This window comes from Nocardioides sp. URHA0032 (assembly GCF_000620645.1).
GTDB lineage: Bacteria > Actinomycetota > Actinomycetes > Propionibacteriales > Nocardioidaceae > Nocardioides.
The window spans coordinates 268,108-285,880 of sequence record NZ_JIAV01000020.1; the positions used below are offsets into that span (position 1 = coordinate 268,108).

The following is a 17,773-nucleotide window of genomic DNA, read 5'->3' on the forward strand; positions in this document are numbered from 1 at the left end:
GGACGGCGACCGTCGGCAGTCATGACGCACTTCAGAGGTCGTGCCTGGAGCGGGTGTCACGGACCTCTCGCAACTGGGTACCAGAGGCCCATGACCGAGCAGCGGGTGGAACCGAGGACGGGCATCTTCCGGCGGAAGCCGGTGCAGACCGAGGAGAGCGACGGGGGGCTCGAGCGCTCCATCGGGCTGTGGCAGCTGACCGCGATCGGCCTCGGCGCGATCATCGGGGCCGGCATCTTCGCGCTGGCCGGGCCGGTCGCGAAGGACACGGCGGGCCCGGCGGTGACGGTGTCGTTCCTGATCGCGGGCGTCGCGAGCGCGTGCGCGGCGCTGTCGTACGCCGAGTTCGGCGGGCTGATCCCGGTCGCCGGGTCGGCGTACACCTACGGCTACGCCGTCCTCGGCGAGGCGGTCGGGTGGTTCATCGGATGGGACCTGCTGCTGGAGTACACCGCGATCGTCGCGGTCGTCGCGATCGGCGTCTCGCAGTACATCACCTTCCTCGCCGACGCGATCGGGCTCGACCTGCCCGCGTGGATGCTCGGTGCGCCCGGGACCGGTGACGGGCACCGGATCGACCTGTTCGCGGTGCTGCTCTGCCTGGGCGTCGCGTGGCTGCTGAACCGCGGCATCAAGACCAGCGCCAAGGTCGAGACCTGGCTGGTCGGCGTGAAGCTCCTGATCGTGCTCGCCGTGATCGTGGTCGGCGTCTTCTACATCGACACCGACAACCTGACGCCGTACTTCCCGCACGGGCTGAGCGGCGCGGCGACGGGTGCGGCGACGGTCTTCTTCGCGGTCTTCGGGTACGACGCGATGAGCACGGCGGCCGAGGAGTCGAAGGAGGCTGAGCGGAACCTGCCCAAGGCGATCATCTACTCGCTCGCGATCGCGATGGTGCTCTACCTGCTGGCGGCGACCGTGCTGACCGGGATGGTCGACTACCAGGACCTGAGCGGCACCGCGGCGTTCAGCGAGGCGTTCCAGTCCGTCGGGCTGGGCGGGTTCTCGAAGGTCGTCGCCGTCGGCGCGATCGTCGGCATCGTCACCGTGCTCTTCTCCTTCACCCTGGGTGCGAGCCGGGTCTGGTACGCGATCAGCCGCGACGGTCTGCTGCCGGCCTGGTTCGCGAAGACCAACGAGCACCACTCGCCGAGTCGGCCGGTGTGGATCGTCGGGATCGTGTCGGCCGGCATCGCCGGTTTCGTGTCGATCGGGGATACCGCCGAGCTCACCAACATCGGCATCCTGCTCGCCTTCGTGGTGGTGTCCGCCTCGGTGATCGTGCTCCGCTACCGCTCGCCGGAGCTGCCGCGCACGTTCCGGACGCCGCTGATGCCGTTCACGCCGCTGCTCGGCATCGCGTTCTCCCTGTGGCTGGTCACCAAGCTCCAGCCCGAGACGTGGGTGCGGTTCGCGGTGTGGTTCGTGATCGGCGTGGTGATCTATGCGGTCTACGGCTACCGGCACAGCAAGCTCGGGCACGGGACGGTCGTGCAGACGAAGGACACCTGAGCCGGGGCCTGTGGAGAGCGCGCACGGCGCTCCGCGATCTGTGGTTGCGTTCCCGGCGGACCACACCGGGTGGTCCCTTCTCGGGAGGAAGCCACATGTCTTCACACGCACGCGTACGCCGCCTTGCCGTCGCCCTGGTGACCGTCGTGCTGCTGCCCGCGGGTGCCGCCCAGGCCGCGCCGGCGGACGCGCTCGACGCCGGCCGGGGCTACGACGTCGACCACTACAACATCCGGGTCGCCTACACACCCAGCACCGACCGGCTCACGGGGAACACCTGGATCCGCGCCCACGCCACGCAGGCGCTGTCCCGCTTCGACCTCGACTTCGCGCTGCCGGTGTCCCGGGTCTGGGTCAACGACCGGCCGGCATCCTTCACGAGTGCTGGGCACGAGCTGGTCGTGACACCGCCGACGGCGCTGCGCGAGGGCCAGGCGATGATGGTCCGGGTCGAGTACGCCGGGGCGCCGTCGCGGATCCGGACCAGCAGCGGGGCGGTGGCGGCCGGGAGGTCCGGGACCTCGGAGTGGTGGTACCCGTCGAACGACCGGCCGACCGACAAGGCGACCTATGACGTGCGCGTCACCGTGGCCAAGGGCCTCGAGGCGATCGGCAACGGCAACCTGGTCTCGAAGCACGTCCGGCACGGCCTGCGCACCTGGCACTGGGGCGGGCCGGACCCCATGGCGCCGTACCTCGCGTTCTTCGTCGTCGGTCAGTACGACGTCGCGCGCACCCGGGTCGACGGGCACCCGGTGGTCACGGCGGTCGCCACCCACGGTCGCCGGGAGGGCCGCCGGGCGACGGCCGCGCTCGCCCGGACGCCGGAGGTGGTGGAGTTCGGCTCGCGCGAGTTCGGCGCCTACCCGTTCGACGCCATGGGTGGGGTCGCGACCGACGGGAGCACGGGGTTCACGATGGAGAACCAGACCCGGCCCGTCTACGCCCGGTCGTTCTGGCACGACGGGCCGAACGTCTACGTCGTCGTCCATCAGGTCGCGCACCAGTGGTTCGGCGACTCGGTGTCGGTGGAGGACTGGAGCGACATCTGGCTGAACGAGGGCTTCGCGTCGTACGCCGAGTGGCGCTGGTCGGAGCTGCACTCCGGCGGGAACGGGCGCCAGCTGTTCCGCGCCGCCTGGGGCGACCATGCCGGCGACAGCGCGTTCTGGAGCGTCCCCATCGGCGCCCCGACTGCTCGCCAGAAGTCCGGCCTCGCCGTCCTCGACCGTGGCGCCATGGCCCTGCAGGCGTTGCGCACCCGCATCGGTGGCCCGGCGTTCTTCTCGGTCCTGCGTGCGTGGGTGGCGCAGCACCGCCACGCGAACGCCTCGACCGACGACTTCGTCGCGCTCGCCGAGCAGGAGTCCGGGGAGGATCTCAGCTCGTTCTTCGACGCCTGGCTCTACACGGGCGAGCGGCCCGCGCCGACCCGGGCGAACGGGTTCCCCCGGGACTTCGACACGAGCTCGACGGGGCGGTCGTCGGCACCCCCGTCGTGGGCCGAGATCAGCCGCACCCACGCGCTGCTGACGTCGAGCCCCCGCTGATCCTCACACCGGGACGCCCGCGCGACGGCCAGCCGGGCCTCGTCGCTATCGAGGACGGTGCGGCGATCGCGGTGTACGTGTTCGGGGTCCGGGTGCGGGTCCGGGTGATGCGCAACCCGGAGAAGCTCCGCGTCCGGCGGGTCGACGCCTGAGCCCGCCTCAGCGGCGGCGCAGCCGGGCCACCTCGTCCTCCAGCGCCCGGACCCGGCCCTCGAGCCGGAGGACCTCGGCGATGCCGGCGAGGTTGAGGCCGTCGGCGAGCAGCTCGCGGATCCGGTGGAGCCGCTCGATGTCGTCGGCGCTGTAGAGCCGGGTGCCGCCTGACGTACGGTCCGGCTCGAGCAGGCCGCGGCGCTCGTAGACGCGCAGGTTCTGTATCTCCATGGACACCATCTCGGCGGCGACGGAGATCGCGAAGACGCCTTGGCTGCTGTGCGGCACGCTCTTGATCATGCCTGATGAATCGGGTATAAGAAACCTGTAACCATCGTTACAAATACGGACCCGGTCCCCGGGCCCCCGGCAGAGAACCAGGAGGACAGTGATGTTGCTGCGCACCACCGACCCGTTCCGCGACTTCGACCGCCTGACCCAGCAGTTCCTCGGCACCACCAACCGTCCCGCGGTGATGCCGATGGACGCCTGGCGCGAGGGCGAGCGCTTCGTGATCGAGTTCGACCTGCCCGGCGTCGCGAAGGACAGCATCGACCTCGACGTCGAGCGCAACGTGCTGACCGTCCGCGCCGAGCGGGTGGCCCGCAACGGCGACTGGGAGGCACTGGCCTCCGAGCGGCCGAAGGGCGTGTTCAGCCGGCAGCTCGTGCTCGGCGACAACCTCGACCTCGACCGGATCGAGGCGGAGTACGCCGACGGCGTGCTGCGCCTGGTCGTCCCGGTCGCCGAGAGGGCGAAGCCGCGCAAGATCGAGATCGGCGGGCTGAGCGAGCCCGATCGCGCCGCGATCGAGGCCTGACCCGCTCCCGGCCCCACATTCCCGACACACAGCGGGGCCGCCCGTGCAGGGCGGCCTCGCTGCGCTGCGACCCCGGGGAGAACGTGCCTGGTGGGGCCCCTGCGGGATGTGGGGCTTGAGGGTCGGCTGAGGTTGTACTCGGAGAACCCGTGGCGCGGGGAAGGGGTGATCCGTGGCCCGGCCGGGCACACTGGCGACATGACCGTCACGATCGAGCCCACGCGTACGACGCCCGGTGGCCTGAGCGAGGCCGAGGTCGAGGTCCTGGGCAAGGAGCTGGACGCGATCCGCCAGCAGGTGCTCGACAGCCGCGGCGAACGGGACGCGGCGTACATCCGCCGCCTCGTGAAGGTCCAGCGGCTGGTCGAGCTCGCGAGCCGGGCGACGCTGCTCCGCAGCCGCAACCGGACGGCGTGGGTGGCCGGGACGGCCGGTCTGGCGCTGGCCAAGATCCTGGACAACATGGAGATCGGGCACAACGTCCTGCACGGCCAGTGGGACTGGATGCGCGACCCCAAGATCCACTCCACGACGTGGGAGTGGGACCACGTCACGCCGGCGGCCCAGTGGCAGCGGGCCCACAACGACACCCACCACCGGTTCACCAACATCGTCGGCATGGACAACGACCTCGGCTACGGCATCATGCGCGTCGACGAGGCGCAGGAGTGGCAGCCGCGCCACCTCGTGCAGCCGGTCTGGAACTTCGTGACCGCCTGCATCTTCGAGTACGGCATCGCGATGTTCGACCTCGACCTCGGCGACCACATCCGGGACAAGCGCAACATGTCGCCGGAGAAGATGGCCGAGGTGCGGATCGCGCTGAAGAAGGCCGGCCGCCAGCTCGGCAAGGACTTCGTCGTCTACCCGGCGCTGTCCGGACGCGGCTGGAAGTCGACGCTCGCGGCGAACGCGACCGCGAACCTGGTCCGCAACCTGTGGAGCCACTCGGTGATCATGTGCGGCCACTTCCCCGAGGGCGTGTCCACCTTCGAGCAGGCGCAGCTCGACGAGAACGAGAGCCGCGGGCACTGGTACCTGCGGCAGATGCTCGGCTCGGCGAACATCTCCGGCTCTAGGGCGCTGCACCTGATGACCGGCAACCTGTCCCACCAGATCGAGCACCACATCTTCCCGGACCTGCCGAGCAACCGGTACTACGAGATCGCGCCGCGGGTGCGCGAGGTGTTCGCGAGGTTCGAGCTGCCCTACAACGCCCGGCCGATGGTCAAGCAGGTCGCGAGCGCGTGGCACAAGGTGCTCCGGCTGTCGCTGCCGAACGGCTGGCTGGCCGAGACCAACCGGCGCAACCTGCGCCCGCAGCTGCGCAAGCTGCTCAGCCCCGCTCCCGCCTGACGCCGCCGTAGATGCCGCGGCGCACGATCCAGGGCTGGAGGATCGTGTCGATCGACCACCCCGGGATGCGGAAGCCGCGCCCGGACGGCGTGAAGACGAGCAGGCCCTCGGGCTGGAAGCCCAGCACCGACCCCCAGCGGCGGCGGGCCGGGGTGTAGTCCCGCAACGGGCGACCGTCGAGGTGGGCGCGGATGTTGCGCGCCAGGAGGCGGTCGGCGCGGTTGCGCGCGGTCGAGCGCAGCGGGTCCGTGGCGGCGACGTCGCCGATCGCGAAGACCCCGGGTGCGCCGACCACGCCCAGGTCGGGAGCGACCCGGACGAACCCGTCCTCGTCGAGCACCTCGGCCGGCAGCCACCCGGTGTTGGGGCGGACCCGGCCCACGGCCCACACGGTCGCGTCCGCGACGGCCGCCGGCTGCCCGGTCGTCCACTCGACCGGGTCGGCCGTGATCTCGTCACAGCCGGAGCCGGGAGGTACGACGGCGCGGTGACCCGCGTGGATCCGCACGCCGGCGTCGCGCAGGCGGCTCTCGACCTGGTGCCAGACCCGCCGGTGGTGCTGGGGGAGCGCGTGCTCGCCCGGGAACCAGAGGTCGATCTCCGTCGCGGGCCACGTGGTCGCGAGGTTGAAGGCGGTGTTCACGGCCGCCGCGCCGCCGCCGACGACGTTGATCGAGCGGGCCGCGGCGAGCCGGGCGTGCGCCGCGCCGACCGCCGCCCGGACCTCCGCGAGTGACTGGAGCTCGGGCCGCCGCCAGAAGCCGTTGGTGACCCCCGTCGAGATGACGAGCGCGTCGTACCGCTCCTGCTCGGTCGTGCCGGTGGCCGACCGTACCTCGACGGTGCGAGCGACCGGGTCGAGCCCGATCAGCGTCCCGTGGACGACGCGCGCGCGGTCGAGCCGGCGGTACCGGTCGAAGCCGACGAAGTAGTTGCGCGCCCACGCGTCGGGGCGGGCGAGGCGGGTGCCGAGCTCCTGGCCGCTCACCAGTGCGGGCTTGGAGCTGATCCCGACGACGTCGGCGTGCCGCGACAGGTGGATCGCGGTGAGGAGGCCGGTGTCGCCCAGCCCGGCGATCACCACGCGTGGCCGCACGCCCACCTCAGCGGGCACGCCGCGGCGGGCGCGGGAGCAGCATCGGCACCCGGTCGATCACGTCCTGGTAGCTCGGCCGCCGCTCGAGGCTGCGGTTCTCCATCATCGGGATGCTCGCGAGCAGGAAGAGCAGGACCATGGCGAGGGCCCCGAGGAACACCAGCCACCAGTGCGACGGGGACGCCGCGAGGCCGAAGATCCCGAGCGAGACCCAGAAGAGGATCTCGCCGAGGTAGTTCGGGTGCCGCGACCAGGCCCACAGGCCGCGGTCCATCACCTCGCCCGGATGCTTGATCCGGGCGAACCGGTACATCTGCGCGTCGGCGACGAGCTCCAGTGCGACCGCGCCGAGCCCGACCACGACCGCCACGGCGTCCAGCCAGCCGACGTCCCGGCCGATCCGGGTGACCGCCACGTAGGCCGGCACCAGGCCGAGGAAGACCTGGAGCGTCGGGACCAGGTGGATGCCGAACAGGTCGACGACGAAGGCCGCGGCCGGGCTCTTCCCCTCCCGCAGCATCGGGTAGCGCCAGTCCTCGTGCGGGAAGCCCGGGAACGCGTAGACCCAGTTGCCGGTCAGCCGAACCGCCCACACCACGATGACGCCGATCACCAGCCACGCACGGACGTCGTTGGTGTCCGGGGTGCTCTCGGACCACCAGTAGACCGCCAGCAGCGGAGGCAGCACGCTCCACCAGGCGTCGTAACAGCTCGAGTTGCGGTACGCGCGGCTGAACCCGAAGACCACCAGGGTGCCCAGCAGGTCCGCGACCAGCCCGTCGAGCCACAACCGGCCAGAGTCAGGGCCGAGGTACAGCCAGGCGGCGCCGACCCCGATCGCCAGGACGTAGCAGCAGCCGACGCGCGCCAGGGACGCCGCTTTGGTCATGCCCGAACCGTACTAGAACACGTTCCAGTTTCGTGGCGGACCCGGTCAGCCGGACCGCGGCGCCGGTACGACGGCCAGCGGGCGCGCCTCGTCGGTGAAGTACGACGGGTCCTGCACGTAGGTGCCGCGCACGGCCGGGTGCCGCAGGTAGGAGAGCCGGCTGACCTCGTGGCGGGACTTGCGGGTGCCGTCGATGACGACCCCCGCCAGCAGCAGCAGGGAGGCCATCATCACCAGGAACGACGCGACGATCAGCGAGGGGATGCGCGGCACCAGCCCGGTCTGGACGTACTCGACCAGCACCGGCGTCGCGAGCGCGATCGAGACCAGCGTGAGGAGCGAGGAGACCAGGCCGAAGAAGTAGATCGGGCGCTCGTGGCGGGTGAGCATCAAGATCACGTTCAGGATCTTCCAGCCGTCGCGGTAGGTGCGCAGCTTGGACTCCGAGCCCTCGGCCCGGTCGGTGAAGCCGACATCCACGGTGGCCGACGGGATGCGCAGCGCGAGCGAGTGCACGGTGAGCTCGGTCTCGATCTCGAACTCCCGCGACACCGCCGGGAAGCTCTTCACGAAGCGGCGTGAGAACACCCGGTAGCCGCTGAGCATGTCGCCCATCGTGTCGCCGAAGATCGCGCAGACGATCCGGTTGAGCAGCCGGTTGCCGAACTCGTGGCCGGAGCGGTACGCCGAGCCGCGGCGTACGCCGACGACCTGGTCGAGGTTCTCGGTCACCAGCCGCTCGATCATGGCCGGGGCCGCGGCGGCGTCGTAGGTGTCGTCACCGTCGATGAGCAGGTAGATGTCGGCGTCGATGTCGGCGAACGCCCGGCGCACGACGTTGCCCTTGCCCTTGTGCGGCTCGGAGCAGACGATCGCACCGGCCTCGAGCGCGCGCTCGACGGTGCGGTCGGTGCTGCGGTTGTCGTAGACGTAGACGTCCATCCCGGGTACCGCGGCCCGCAGGTCTGCGACGACGGTGGCGACCGCCGCCTCCTCGTTGTGGCACGGCACGACCGCCGCGATGCGGTAACGCTCTGCCCATGACATAGGAGACCCCCGGTCGGTCGATGGTCCCGAGATCGCCAACGCCCTCCCAACGGGGCAGTCAACACAGGGTTACGCCCCGGTAGCTCTGATCCAGATGCTGGACGTGGACGTCCCAGGAGTACGACGCCGCGACGTGCGCGCGTCCCTCGGCCCCCATCCGCCGCATCTTCTGGGGATCCGCGACCAGCTCGCGCAGCGCGCCGGCCAGCTCGCCGGCGGCCATGTCCACGAACCGCACCCCAGGACCGGCGGTCCACGGCGAGTGCAGGGCCGGGTCCTCGCGGAGCAGCACGGGCAGCCCGGACGCCATCGCCTCGATCACGGTCAGCGGGCACTCGCCCACCGACGCGACGACCATCACGTCCGCGTCGCGGTAGACCTCGGGCATCGCGGCCGCGGGGACCGAGCCGAGGAAGGACAGCCGCGGGTCGTCGTACCCCGGGGGTCGCTGGCCGCCGGCGAACACCAGCTCGTACTCGTCGCCCGCGGCGGCCGCGACCACGTCGAAGCCCTTCTTCGGCACGAACCGGCCGGCGAACAGCACCCGGGGCCGGTCCCGCCCGACCGGGGGACCCGGGTGGAAGCGGTCGACGTCGACGCCGTTGCCGAGCACCTGCGCGCCCGCGAGGCCGCTCGCGACGTGCTCGTCGATAGCGAGCACGGCGCCCGCCCGCGACAGCACCAGGCGACCCATGGTGCCGAGCACGACCCGCTGCACCAGCCGCACCAGCGCGGAGGAGTGGTGCACGAAGCCGACGTGCCGGTGCACGACGTACGGCGTGCGCAGTGCGATGCACCACATCGCGGCGACCCAGCTGGAGAGGTAGAGGACGTCGTGGACGTGCACGACGTCGGCGCGGCGCACCTCGCCGTACAGCCGGGAGAGGAGTCGCGGCGAGAAGAGCGGGAACGGCACGCCGAACCGCTCCTCGAGGCCGTTCCACGCCCGCACCCGCACGGTGCGCACGCCGTCCTCGTCGTGGACGCCGGGGCCGACCTCGCCGGCGCTGCTGACCACCGCGACCCGCCAGCCGCGAGCGAGCAGCCCCTGGGTCTCCGCCGCGACCACCGTCTCCAGCCCGCCGACGTGCGGCAGCACCTGGTGCGCCACGTGCAGGACGCGAAGTGGTTCAGACCGGCTCACCCGCGCAGTATGCCGCGCGTAACCGGCCCGAGGGCCCTGCGTTGACCCGACGTGCTGAGGGAGCGCTGGTGGAGTCGCGTCGTCCCGGTCACCGCGCTGGCGGTCGGACTGGTGGCGCTGCTCGCCGTCCTCCTGCCCGGCGTCCGCCACCAGGTCGCGCTCTCGGCGTCCCACCAGCCGCAGCAGTACGTCGGCCTGGCGTTCGGCCACGCCGCCGACGGCACCGTCGTCACCTGTGCCGGCGCCGGTGACCGCTTGCGCGTCGCGTTCGACGTCAGCAGCCACCTCGACGAGGTCCGCGACCTGCGGTACGTCGTGTCGGTCGCCGGCCACGACACCCCCGGATCGGTCACCGTCGACCCGGGCGAGACGGCCAGCGTCGTCCGCGACCTCGACCGCCCCTCCCGGGACAGCTACGAGGTGCGCGTCGAGCTTCCGGGCGAGGACCGCCAGGTCTTCGCCCACTGCCCCGGGACCGTGACATGAGGCGGGCGACATGAGGCGGGCGACATGAGGGTGGCGATCGTGACGCCGCGGTTCCCACCGGACCCCGGCGGCGTCGAGCAGTACGCGGCCTGGGTGGCCCGCACCGTCCGTGACGCCGGCCACGACGTCCTCGTGGTCACCACCGGCCGCGGCCGGCGGCTGGTGCGCACGTCGTACGACGGCATCCCGGTCGTCCGCCTGGGCACCTGGCTCACGCTGTCCAACACCCCGGTCAACCCGCTGTGGGCCTGGCAGCTGCGCCGGCTGCTGCGCGGCGCGGACGTCGTGAACGCGCACGCCCCGGTGCCCGGCCTGGCCGACCTGACGGCGCTCGTCGCCACGCAGCCGGTCGTGCTCACCTACCACTCCGGGTCGCTGGCCAAGGGCGGCGTGGTCGACCCGCTGCTGCGCGCCTACGAGCGGCACGCGCTCCCGCGCGTCTTCCGCCGCTGCGCCGCGCTGGTCGCCGTCTCCCCGGTCTCGCTCGCGCACGCCACCGGCCGCGCGACGTTGATCCCACCCGGCGTCGACGGCGCGGTCTTCGCGTCGACCGGCGAGCCGCGCGGCCGGACCGTCCTGTACGCCGGCCGGGTCGAGCGCACGTCGCGCTGGAAGGGCCTGCAGGTGCTGGTCGACGCGCTGCCGCGGCTCCGCGCGCTGGTCCCGGACGTGCGCCTCGAGGTGGTCGGCGACGGGGACGACGTCGAGACGCTGCAGAAGCGGGCCGCCGAGCTCGGGGTCGCGGACCTGGTCGCGTGGCACGGACGGGTCGCGCACCACGAGCTCCCGGCGTACTACCGGCGCGCGGGCGTGACGGTACTGCCGTCGCTGACCGAGTCGGAGTCGTTCGGGATGACGCTCGCCGAGGCGCTGGCCTGCGGGTGCCCGGTCGTCGGGTCGGACGTCGGCGGGATCCCGTTCGTGGTGCGCGACGGCGTGGACGGACGGCTGGTGCCGCCGGGCGACCCGGCCGCGCTGGCCGACGCGCTCGCCGGCGCGCTGACGAGCCCGATGGCCGTCGAGCCGTCGCGCTGGGACTGGGAGCAGCGGGTGGGACCGACGCTCTCCGTGCTGGAAGCGGTGTGGGAGGACGTGGCATGACCGCAGAGCAGATCGCCGCCCGGATCCGGGCCCGGGTGCCGACAGCGATGCTGCCCGCGCTGGTCGCCGCGCGCGCCCGCGCCGCCTGGCTGCGACCGGTCGCCCGCGAGGACGCCGTCGCCCAGATGCGCTTCCTGCTCGAGCACACCCGCCCCGGCGCCGACCTCGACGCGATCGCCCGCGCCTACGTCCGCTACCAGGCCCGCCGCGGCGAGCTGCGGTGGCACCCCGAGCTGCTCACCAGCCTGCGCGTCGACGGCATCGGCTTCCTGCTCGGGGCCCGGTCGGCGGGCCGCGGCGTGCTGCTGAACTTCGTCCACCACGGCTACTACGACGGCGGCTTCCCGTCGATCGCACGGCGCGGCGCGCCGGCCCACATGGTCGTCTACCCGTACATGCTGGAGCCCGACGCCCCGCTCTGGCTGCAGCAGCACATCCGGATCGGCACGGCGAACGGCGGCACCGCCGTCAGCGCCGCCGTCGGGACCGCCGGGCTGCTCGACCTGCTGCGCGAGGGCCAGGTCCTCGCCATCGCCTCGGACGTCCCCGGCCGGACGCCGATGAAGTTCGTCGGCCGGGAGGTCCTCGGCTCCTTCGGTGCCGCCCGGCTCGCCGCCGAGGCCGGCGCGCCGGTCGTCGTGATGACCTCCGAGGAGGACGAGCGGGGGCCGGTCATCCGCCTGCACGAGCCCCTCGACCCCGCCGACTTCGACACCCCCCAGGCCCTGCTCGAGCAGATGCTCGCGATCCACGAGGACGTCATCCTGCGCTGGCCCGAGGCGACCGACCTGCCGCTGTCACGGTGGGGCAGCCTGGAGGCCGGCCATGCGTGACGCCGGGGACACCGCGCTCCTCGACGGCCGGGTCCCGTCGTACGTCGAGCTCACGCCGGCGCCCCGGCGCACCGGGCTGCGCTGGCCGCTGCTCGCCCTGGTCCTCGCGCAGGCCGTCGTCGCCCTCGACCTGGACATCCCCGTGCTGCGCGCGGCGATCGCCCTGGTCACGTTCGTCGCGCTGCCCACGCTCGTGCTCCGGCGCCGGGCGACGACGCTGCCGTACGCGTTCGGGGTCACCCTGCTCGGCCTGGTCGTGGGCGGACTCGCCCTCGACACCGTGCTCGGGTGGGTCGGCGTCGACCACCCGCTGGCGCCGCTGCCGCTGGCGGTCACCTGGCTGGTGGTCGACGCCGCGCTGCTGGCCTGGCGGCGACAGGTCCCGGTCCTCACCCGGCGCGAGGTGCGCCGGGCGGCCCGGGCGGTCCTCGACGCCCGGTTCGAGCTCGCCCCGACCCTCGCCGCGGCCGCGCTGCTGCTCTCCGTCATCGGCGCGATCCGGCTCAACAACGGGGCTTCGGGCTTCGTGGCCGTGACCGCCGTCGTCGTCTCCGGCGGCGCGCTGCTGGCGCTGATGCTCGGGCGCGAGCGCTCCACGGCGTACGACTCCTGGATCGTCGGACTGGTCTCCGCGGGCCTGCTGCTCGCCACCTCGCTGCGCGGCTGGAACATCACCGGCCACGACGTCCAGGCGGAGTACCTCGCGTTCACGCTCACCAACACCGCCCAGAACTGGGAGATGTCGGCGCTCCCGAGCGCCTACAACGCCTGCCTGTCGGTCACCATCCTGCCGACGGTGCTGGCGCAGACGACCGGCCTCTCGGGGCTGGTCGTCTTCAAGCTCCTGCTGCAGCTGGTGTTCGCGCTCGTGCCGGTGCTGACGTACCTCTTCGCGCGGCGGCTCGTCGACCGCCGGACGGCGATCGCTGCGGCGGTGCTCACGGTCGCGTTCCCGACGTTCTTCACCGACATGCCGTACCTGGTCCGCCAGGAGGTCGCGTTCTTCTTCCTCGCGCTCGCGCTGCTCGCCGCGACCGAGCCGCGCAGCCGCACCACGCGGGCCCTGGTGCTCGCCTTCGGCGTCGGTGTGGTCCTGTCGCACTACTCGACGACGTACGTGCTGCTGATGGCGATGGTCGCCGCGCTCGCCGGTCTCGGCGTGATCGCGCTGGTACGCCGCCGGCGCGGCCAGGAGCGCCCCGACACCCACACGCTCGTGCTGCTGCACCCGGCGATGGTCGCCGCGCTGGTCGCGATCACCCTCGCCTGGGCCGGTCCGGTCACCCACACGGGCGGGCACGCGAGCGAGGTCCTGCACGACACGGTCCGGTCGCTCACCGGCCACGGCGCCGACGGGCCCGGCTCGTCGGACACGTCGTACGCCAAGCCGTTCGGAGACCGCACCTCTCCCGAGCAGCGGATGCACCTGTTCGTGCAGGCGACCCTGGACTACCGCGACCAGGAGATCCCGCCCGACCTGCGCGCCATCCCCGACCCCGGCCCGGCGGACCTCGCGCCCGCGGTGCAGACGCAGCCCGCGACCCCCGTGAAGATGGTCTGCGCGCTGCTGATGGAGGGCTTCCTGTTCCTCGGCCTGATCTGGCTCTTCCGGCGCCGCACTACCAGGTCCGGCGGAGACCAGGCCCTCCCGCGCGAGGTGACCTTCCTGACCTGGGGCTCGATGGCCGCGCTCGGCCTGATCGTCGTGGTGCCCAATCTCTCCGTCGACTACGGCGTGCTGCGCGCGTTCCAGCAGACCCTGCTCGTCGTGGCCCCGGTGATGGCCATGGGCATCTGCTGGGTCCTGCGCAAGCGGGCCCTGACCGCGGTCGTCCCGGTCGCGCTGCTCGTCGTGCTCGCCGGCACCCAGCAGCGGATCGGCCTCGAGAACGCCGGCACCTACTACGACCGGTTCTTCGCCAGCGACTCCGAGATGCAGGGCCTCACCTGGCTCGGCCGGGTCGACCACGCGGACCGCACCAACGAGCGGATCATCGCCAGCCGGAACCTCAACGTCCGGCTGCTCGCGCTCAGCGAGAACCGCGCCCCGGTCTCCGACCGGCTCTACCCGACCCTGCTGTCCCGCGACGCCTACGTGTTCGTGGACGGGCAGATCCTCGACCAGGGCGAGTCGACGGTCTTCTACACCGGTGACCTACTCACCTACGCCTACCCGCTGCACGAGCTGGACCGGCACCTCGACCTGCTCTACGACGCACCGCAGGCACGGGTGTACCGATGAGGCTTCCCTCGTGAGCAGGCTGATGAGCAACTCGCTGCTCGTCTTCGTCACCACGATCCTGATGGCGGGGGCGGGCGCCGTCTTCTGGGTGATCGCGGCCCGCCTGGCGTCCCCGCAGGACGTCGGCCTGGCCGGGTCGCTGGTGGCGGCCGGCGACTCACTGGCGCTGTTCGCCCAGCTGGGCCTGAACATCGCGATCGTGCGCACCCTCCCCGCCAGCTCGCGCAAGGCGGCCGACGTCGTCACGGCCGCGCTGGTGGTGCTGACCGCCGGTGCGGCGTTCGCGCTGGTCTACGCCCTGCTGCTCCCGATGACCTCGCCCCGGCTCGCGGACGTGCTCTCCTCGCCGCTGACCATGGCGCTGTACGCCGTCCTCGTGGCGGTCACCGCGCTCAACGTGCTCACCGACAGCGTGTTCCTCGCCATCGACCGGGTCTGGTCGTTCCTGCGCCTCAACGGCGTGCTGATGGGCGTGCTCAAGTGCGGCCTGCCGTTCCTGCTCGCCGGTGCCGGCGCGTTCGGCCTCTACGGCTCGGTGGGCCTCGCCGTCGGCGCCTGCGGCGTCGCTAGCGTGCTCGTGATCCTGCGTCACGTCCCCGGCTCGCGGACCCCGCGCCCGTCCCCGCAGCTGCTCGCCAACCGGGGCTTCGCGGCCGCCGGCTACGTGACCTACGTGCTCACCGTGCTCCCGCTGCTGGTGTTCCCGCTGATCGTGGTCAACGCGCTGGGCTCGGCCCAGGCGGGCGCCTACTTCATCAGCTTCCAGGTCGCCGCGCTCCTGAATGCGGTCGTCCTGTCGGTGGCGAACCTCTCCTACGCCGAGGTCGAGCGCGCGCAGGACGGCCGGCACGCCGTCGTCCGACGCAGCGGGCTGCTCCTGCTCGGGGGAGCGGTGCTCGGCTGCGCGGCGATGGTCGTGCTGGCGCCGTACTTCCTCGCGATCTTCGGCAGCCACTACGTCGACGAGGGCACCACCACCCTGCGCGTCCTGGCGCTGGCGTGCGTCGGGGCGGCGTTCAACTACTGGGGCATGCTGCGGCTCCGGCTGGCCGCCCACCTGACCGCGATGATCGGCGTGCAGGTGATCAGCACCGTGGTGATGCTGGTGCTGGCGATCCTGCTCGCGCCGCACGGCACCGTCTGGGTCGGCGCGGCGTGGGGGATCGGCCACGCCGTCGGCGGCCTGCTCGGCTACCTCGCCACCGCCATCTTCGCCCGCTTCCCCGACCGGGCGCCGGACCTGGAGCTCGAGCCCGCATGAGGAACCTCGCCCTCACCGCCGTGCTCGGGACGCTGCGGGTGGTCCTCCACGCGCTCTCGCACGTGGTGCCGCAGAGCCGCTCGGTCGTCGTCTCCGCCTACCCCGAGACCGAGGGCAACGGCCTCGAGACCGCCCGCGCGCTGGTGCGGCGGTACGCCGGCCGGGTGGTCTGGCTCCGGGACCGGGGGCCGGTGCCCGCGGCGGTGAGCGAGCTCGAGGCGCAGGGGCTGGTGCTGGTCCCGAAGGCGAGCCTGCGCGGGCTCTGGGCCTACCTGCGCGCCGAGGCGGTGCTCTTCACGCACGGCCTGTACGGCAGCCCGCGGCCGGTGCCGCGGAAGCCGGTCGTCAACATCTGGCACGGTGACGGCCCCAAGGACATCACGCCCGGGAAGGGCGTCGGGGCGCACATCGCCAGCACGTACTTCGTCGGCAGCACCTCCCTGTTCTCGCCCTGGCAGGCCGCGGCGTTCGACGTACCCGCGGGGTTCGTGCTGGCGACCGGCAACCCGCGCACCGACCAGCTCTGGCAGGCCGTCCCGCGGGAGCGGCTGGCCGCGCTCGGCATCACCGGTCCGTTCGTGGTCTGGATGCCGACGTTCCGCACCCCACGCGCGGTCGGTGCGGTCCGCGTCCACGACACGCTCGCGACCGAGGACCGGGCGGGCCTGGACGTGCTCCTGGCCGGCCTGCAGGAGCGCGGGGTCCAGCTGGTCGTGAAGCCGCACCCGATGGACGCCGACCGCCGGCAGTGGCCGGGTGCGGTCACGGTCGACGAGGACGACCTGGATGCTGCCGGTGTATCCCTCTACGCGCTGCTGGGCGCCTCGGTCGGGCTGGTGACCGACTACTCCAGCGTGTGGGTCGACTACCTGCTGGTGGACCGGCCGATCGCGTTCCTGGTGACCGACCGGGCCTCCTACGACCGGCCGCTGTACCCCGCCGACATCCTGGACTGGGTGCCCGGTGAGGTCGTCGACCTCTCCTGCCGCCCGTTCACGGGGTTCTTCACCGACCTCGACTCCGACGGCAACCGGGGCCGGACCAAGCGCCGCGCCGTCGCCGAGCGGATCGGGCTCAACCAGACCGCCACCGCCGCCGACGACCTGGTGACCGCGTTGGTCAAGCTCGGGGTGCTGGGCTCCGCCTGATCAGGTGCGACGCTCGTTCGAGGGCGAGGGTGCCGCGGGCCGGTCGTCGATCCGCCGCGGCGACAGCACGTCGCTGCGGGCCCGCAGGAACGGCTTCTCCAGGTAGCGGTAGCTCAGCGTCGTGAGCGCGATCGCGGACGCGACCGCGACCAACCCGAGGACGGGCTTGGGAGCTGGAGCGTCGGCGAGCAGCAGGAACGGCACGACGTGCCAGAGGTAGAGGCTGTAGCTGCTCCGGCCGATGCCCGCCAGCCAGGGGTGCGCGAGGAGGCGGTGCACGATGCCGGCCTGGTCGCCGTAGCCGGTGTGGATGATGGTCACCGCCGCGGCCACCGCGAGCGGGACGCCGACCAGCCGGTAGAGCGGGCTGTGCCCGTCCGGCCCCAGGAGCGCGTACGCCGCGACCGCGGCGAGAGCCGTCACCGAGGCGGCGGTGGCGCCGCGGCCGTGCGTGGGCTGCCCCGCGTGCTGGAACCACAGTGCGAGGGCGGCGCCGGCGAGCAGCTCGCCGCAGCGCTCGGTGGGACCGAAGTAGAGGACGAATGTCGGCAGCGGCAGCGACAGGGCGTACGCCGCCGCGGCGACCGCCACGCAGGCCAGGGCCAGCCGGCGAGCGCTCCAGCCGCGGCGGCGGGCGGCGAGCAGGAGCACCGGCCAGAGGAGGTAGAAGTACCACTCGACCGCCAGCGACCAGGTCTGGCCGAAGGGCTGGAGGCCGGGCAGCCACAGGCTGCCGGACTGGCCGGCGGCCCAGACCGAGGTGGTCTGGGTCAGCACCAGCAGGCCGCGCTCGGCGACCTCGGCGGGGCTGTCCGGCGCCCAGGGCACCACGGCGTACAGGACCAGGGCGCCGACGACGAGCCCGACCAGGGCCGGGTAGAGGCGGACCAGCCGGCGGCGGAAGAACGGCACCCACCCGGTCGGCGTCCGCCACAGCATCGTGGTGATGATGAAGCCGCTGAGCACGAAGAACAGGTCGACGCCGATCGAACCGCCGTGGAAGAGCGGCGTGTACCAGCTGGCCCAGTGCAGCGCGAGCACCACCGAGATCGCGACCGCCCGGATCCCGTCGAGGTAGTCGAAGCGCCCCGTCTCCGCCATGCGGGCGTAACGAAGAACACGGAGCGTCCGT

Annotated in this window: 16 protein-coding genes; 10 read left to right on the plus strand and 6 right to left on the minus strand. The window is 72.5% G+C overall.

The annotated features are described in order from the left end of the window. Nucleotides 1-90: 90 nt before the first annotated feature. Together N538_RS25045 and N538_RS25050 are read left to right on the plus strand one after the other, a co-directional pair. Nucleotides 91-1,515, plus strand: coding sequence for an amino acid permease (locus tag N538_RS25045; protein ID WP_051549209.1), 1,425 nt, complete (start codon nucleotides 91-93; stop codon nucleotides 1,513-1,515). A 95-nt stretch (nucleotides 1,516-1,610) separates the two neighbouring features. After that, entirely contained in the window at nucleotides 1,611-3,065 is a 1,455-nt protein-coding gene (locus tag N538_RS25050; RefSeq protein ID WP_081790438.1) for a M1 family metallopeptidase, read from the plus strand. 159 nt (nucleotides 3,066-3,224) lie between these two features. Here the strand turns inward: N538_RS25050 and N538_RS0111775 are convergent, their stop codons facing one another. Beyond that, nucleotides 3,225-3,518 carry a MerR family transcriptional regulator gene (locus N538_RS0111775; RefSeq protein ID WP_028637475.1) on the minus strand — a complete coding sequence of 98 codons (294 nt, stop codon included), beginning with the start codon at nucleotides 3,516-3,518 and terminating at the stop codon, nucleotides 3,225-3,227. 91 nt (nucleotides 3,519-3,609) lie between these two features. Here N538_RS0111775 and N538_RS0111780 point away from each other — a divergent pair, with 91 nt between their 5' ends. Both N538_RS0111780 and N538_RS0111785 read left to right on the plus strand, forming a co-directional pair. Continuing rightward, nucleotides 3,610-4,038, plus strand: a complete 429-nt coding sequence (locus N538_RS0111780) for an Hsp20/alpha crystallin family protein (protein WP_028637476.1) — start codon at nucleotides 3,610-3,612, stop codon at nucleotides 4,036-4,038. A gap of 198 nt (nucleotides 4,039-4,236) precedes the next feature. Further along, complete coding sequence (locus N538_RS0111785) at nucleotides 4,237-5,394, plus strand: fatty acid desaturase family protein (protein WP_028637477.1); 1,158 nt, start codon at nucleotides 4,237-4,239, stop codon at nucleotides 5,392-5,394. Here the strand turns inward: N538_RS0111785 and N538_RS0111790 are convergent. Genes N538_RS0111790 through N538_RS0111805 form a run of 4 tightly spaced genes read right to left on the minus strand, consistent with a single transcriptional unit; the run spans nucleotide 5,375 to nucleotide 9,570 of the window. Next, on the minus strand, nucleotides 5,375-6,490 hold the full coding sequence (locus N538_RS0111790; protein WP_036570313.1) for an FAD-dependent oxidoreductase: 1,116 nt from the start codon (nucleotides 6,488-6,490) through the stop codon (nucleotides 5,375-5,377). The genes N538_RS0111785 and N538_RS0111790 overlap by 20 nt on opposite strands. A gap of 7 nt (nucleotides 6,491-6,497) precedes the next feature. After that, complete coding sequence (locus N538_RS0111795) at nucleotides 6,498-7,379, minus strand: DUF1295 domain-containing protein (RefSeq protein WP_028637479.1); 882 nt, start codon at nucleotides 7,377-7,379, stop codon at nucleotides 6,498-6,500. Between the two features lie 45 nt (nucleotides 7,380-7,424). Next, the gene (locus N538_RS25055) at nucleotides 7,425-8,426 is read right to left on the minus strand and encodes a glycosyltransferase family 2 protein (protein WP_081790439.1); all 1,002 of its coding nucleotides are present in this window, start codon (nucleotides 8,424-8,426) and stop codon (nucleotides 7,425-7,427) included. Nucleotides 8,427-8,484: 58 nt separating this feature from the next. Further along, nucleotides 8,485-9,570 (minus strand): glycosyltransferase family 4 protein, encoded by a 1,086-nt coding sequence (locus N538_RS0111805; protein ID WP_028637480.1) that lies wholly within the window; start codon nucleotides 9,568-9,570, stop codon nucleotides 8,485-8,487. Nucleotides 9,571-9,621: 51 nt separating this feature from the next. Between N538_RS0111805 and N538_RS29000 the strand changes: the two genes are divergently transcribed. Genes N538_RS29000 through N538_RS0111835 form a run of 6 tightly spaced genes read left to right on the plus strand, consistent with a single transcriptional unit; the run spans nucleotide 9,622 to nucleotide 16,641 of the window. Continuing rightward, nucleotides 9,622-10,056 (plus strand): hypothetical protein, encoded by a 435-nt coding sequence (locus N538_RS29000; RefSeq protein WP_028637481.1) that lies wholly within the window; start codon nucleotides 9,622-9,624, stop codon nucleotides 10,054-10,056. Nucleotides 10,057-10,080: 24 nt separating this feature from the next. Continuing rightward, nucleotides 10,081-11,157: a glycosyltransferase family 4 protein gene (locus tag N538_RS0111815; RefSeq protein ID WP_028637482.1), complete on the plus strand. Its 1,077-nt coding sequence runs from the start codon at nucleotides 10,081-10,083 to the stop codon at nucleotides 11,155-11,157. Continuing rightward, nucleotides 11,154-11,990: a hypothetical protein gene (locus N538_RS25060; RefSeq protein ID WP_036570193.1), complete on the plus strand. Its 837-nt coding sequence runs from the start codon at nucleotides 11,154-11,156 to the stop codon at nucleotides 11,988-11,990. The genes N538_RS0111815 and N538_RS25060 overlap by 4 nt, the downstream gene beginning before the upstream one ends. Further along, nucleotides 11,983-14,232 (plus strand): hypothetical protein, encoded by a 2,250-nt coding sequence (locus tag N538_RS0111825; RefSeq protein ID WP_028637483.1) that lies wholly within the window; start codon nucleotides 11,983-11,985, stop codon nucleotides 14,230-14,232. The genes N538_RS25060 and N538_RS0111825 overlap by 8 nt, the downstream gene beginning before the upstream one ends. A gap of 10 nt (nucleotides 14,233-14,242) precedes the next feature. Next, nucleotides 14,243-15,493: a lipopolysaccharide biosynthesis protein gene (locus N538_RS0111830; protein ID WP_155992068.1), complete on the plus strand. Its 1,251-nt coding sequence runs from the start codon at nucleotides 14,243-14,245 to the stop codon at nucleotides 15,491-15,493. Continuing rightward, nucleotides 15,490-16,641: a CDP-glycerol glycerophosphotransferase family protein gene (locus N538_RS0111835; protein WP_028637485.1), complete on the plus strand. Its 1,152-nt coding sequence runs from the start codon at nucleotides 15,490-15,492 to the stop codon at nucleotides 16,639-16,641. The genes N538_RS0111830 and N538_RS0111835 overlap by 4 nt, the downstream gene beginning before the upstream one ends. On the opposite strand, the gene N538_RS0111840 is transcribed toward N538_RS0111835, so the two are convergent. Next, nucleotides 16,642-17,742: an acyltransferase family protein gene (locus N538_RS0111840; RefSeq protein WP_028637486.1), complete on the minus strand. Its 1,101-nt coding sequence runs from the start codon at nucleotides 17,740-17,742 to the stop codon at nucleotides 16,642-16,644. Nucleotides 17,743-17,773 lie beyond the last annotated feature (31 nt).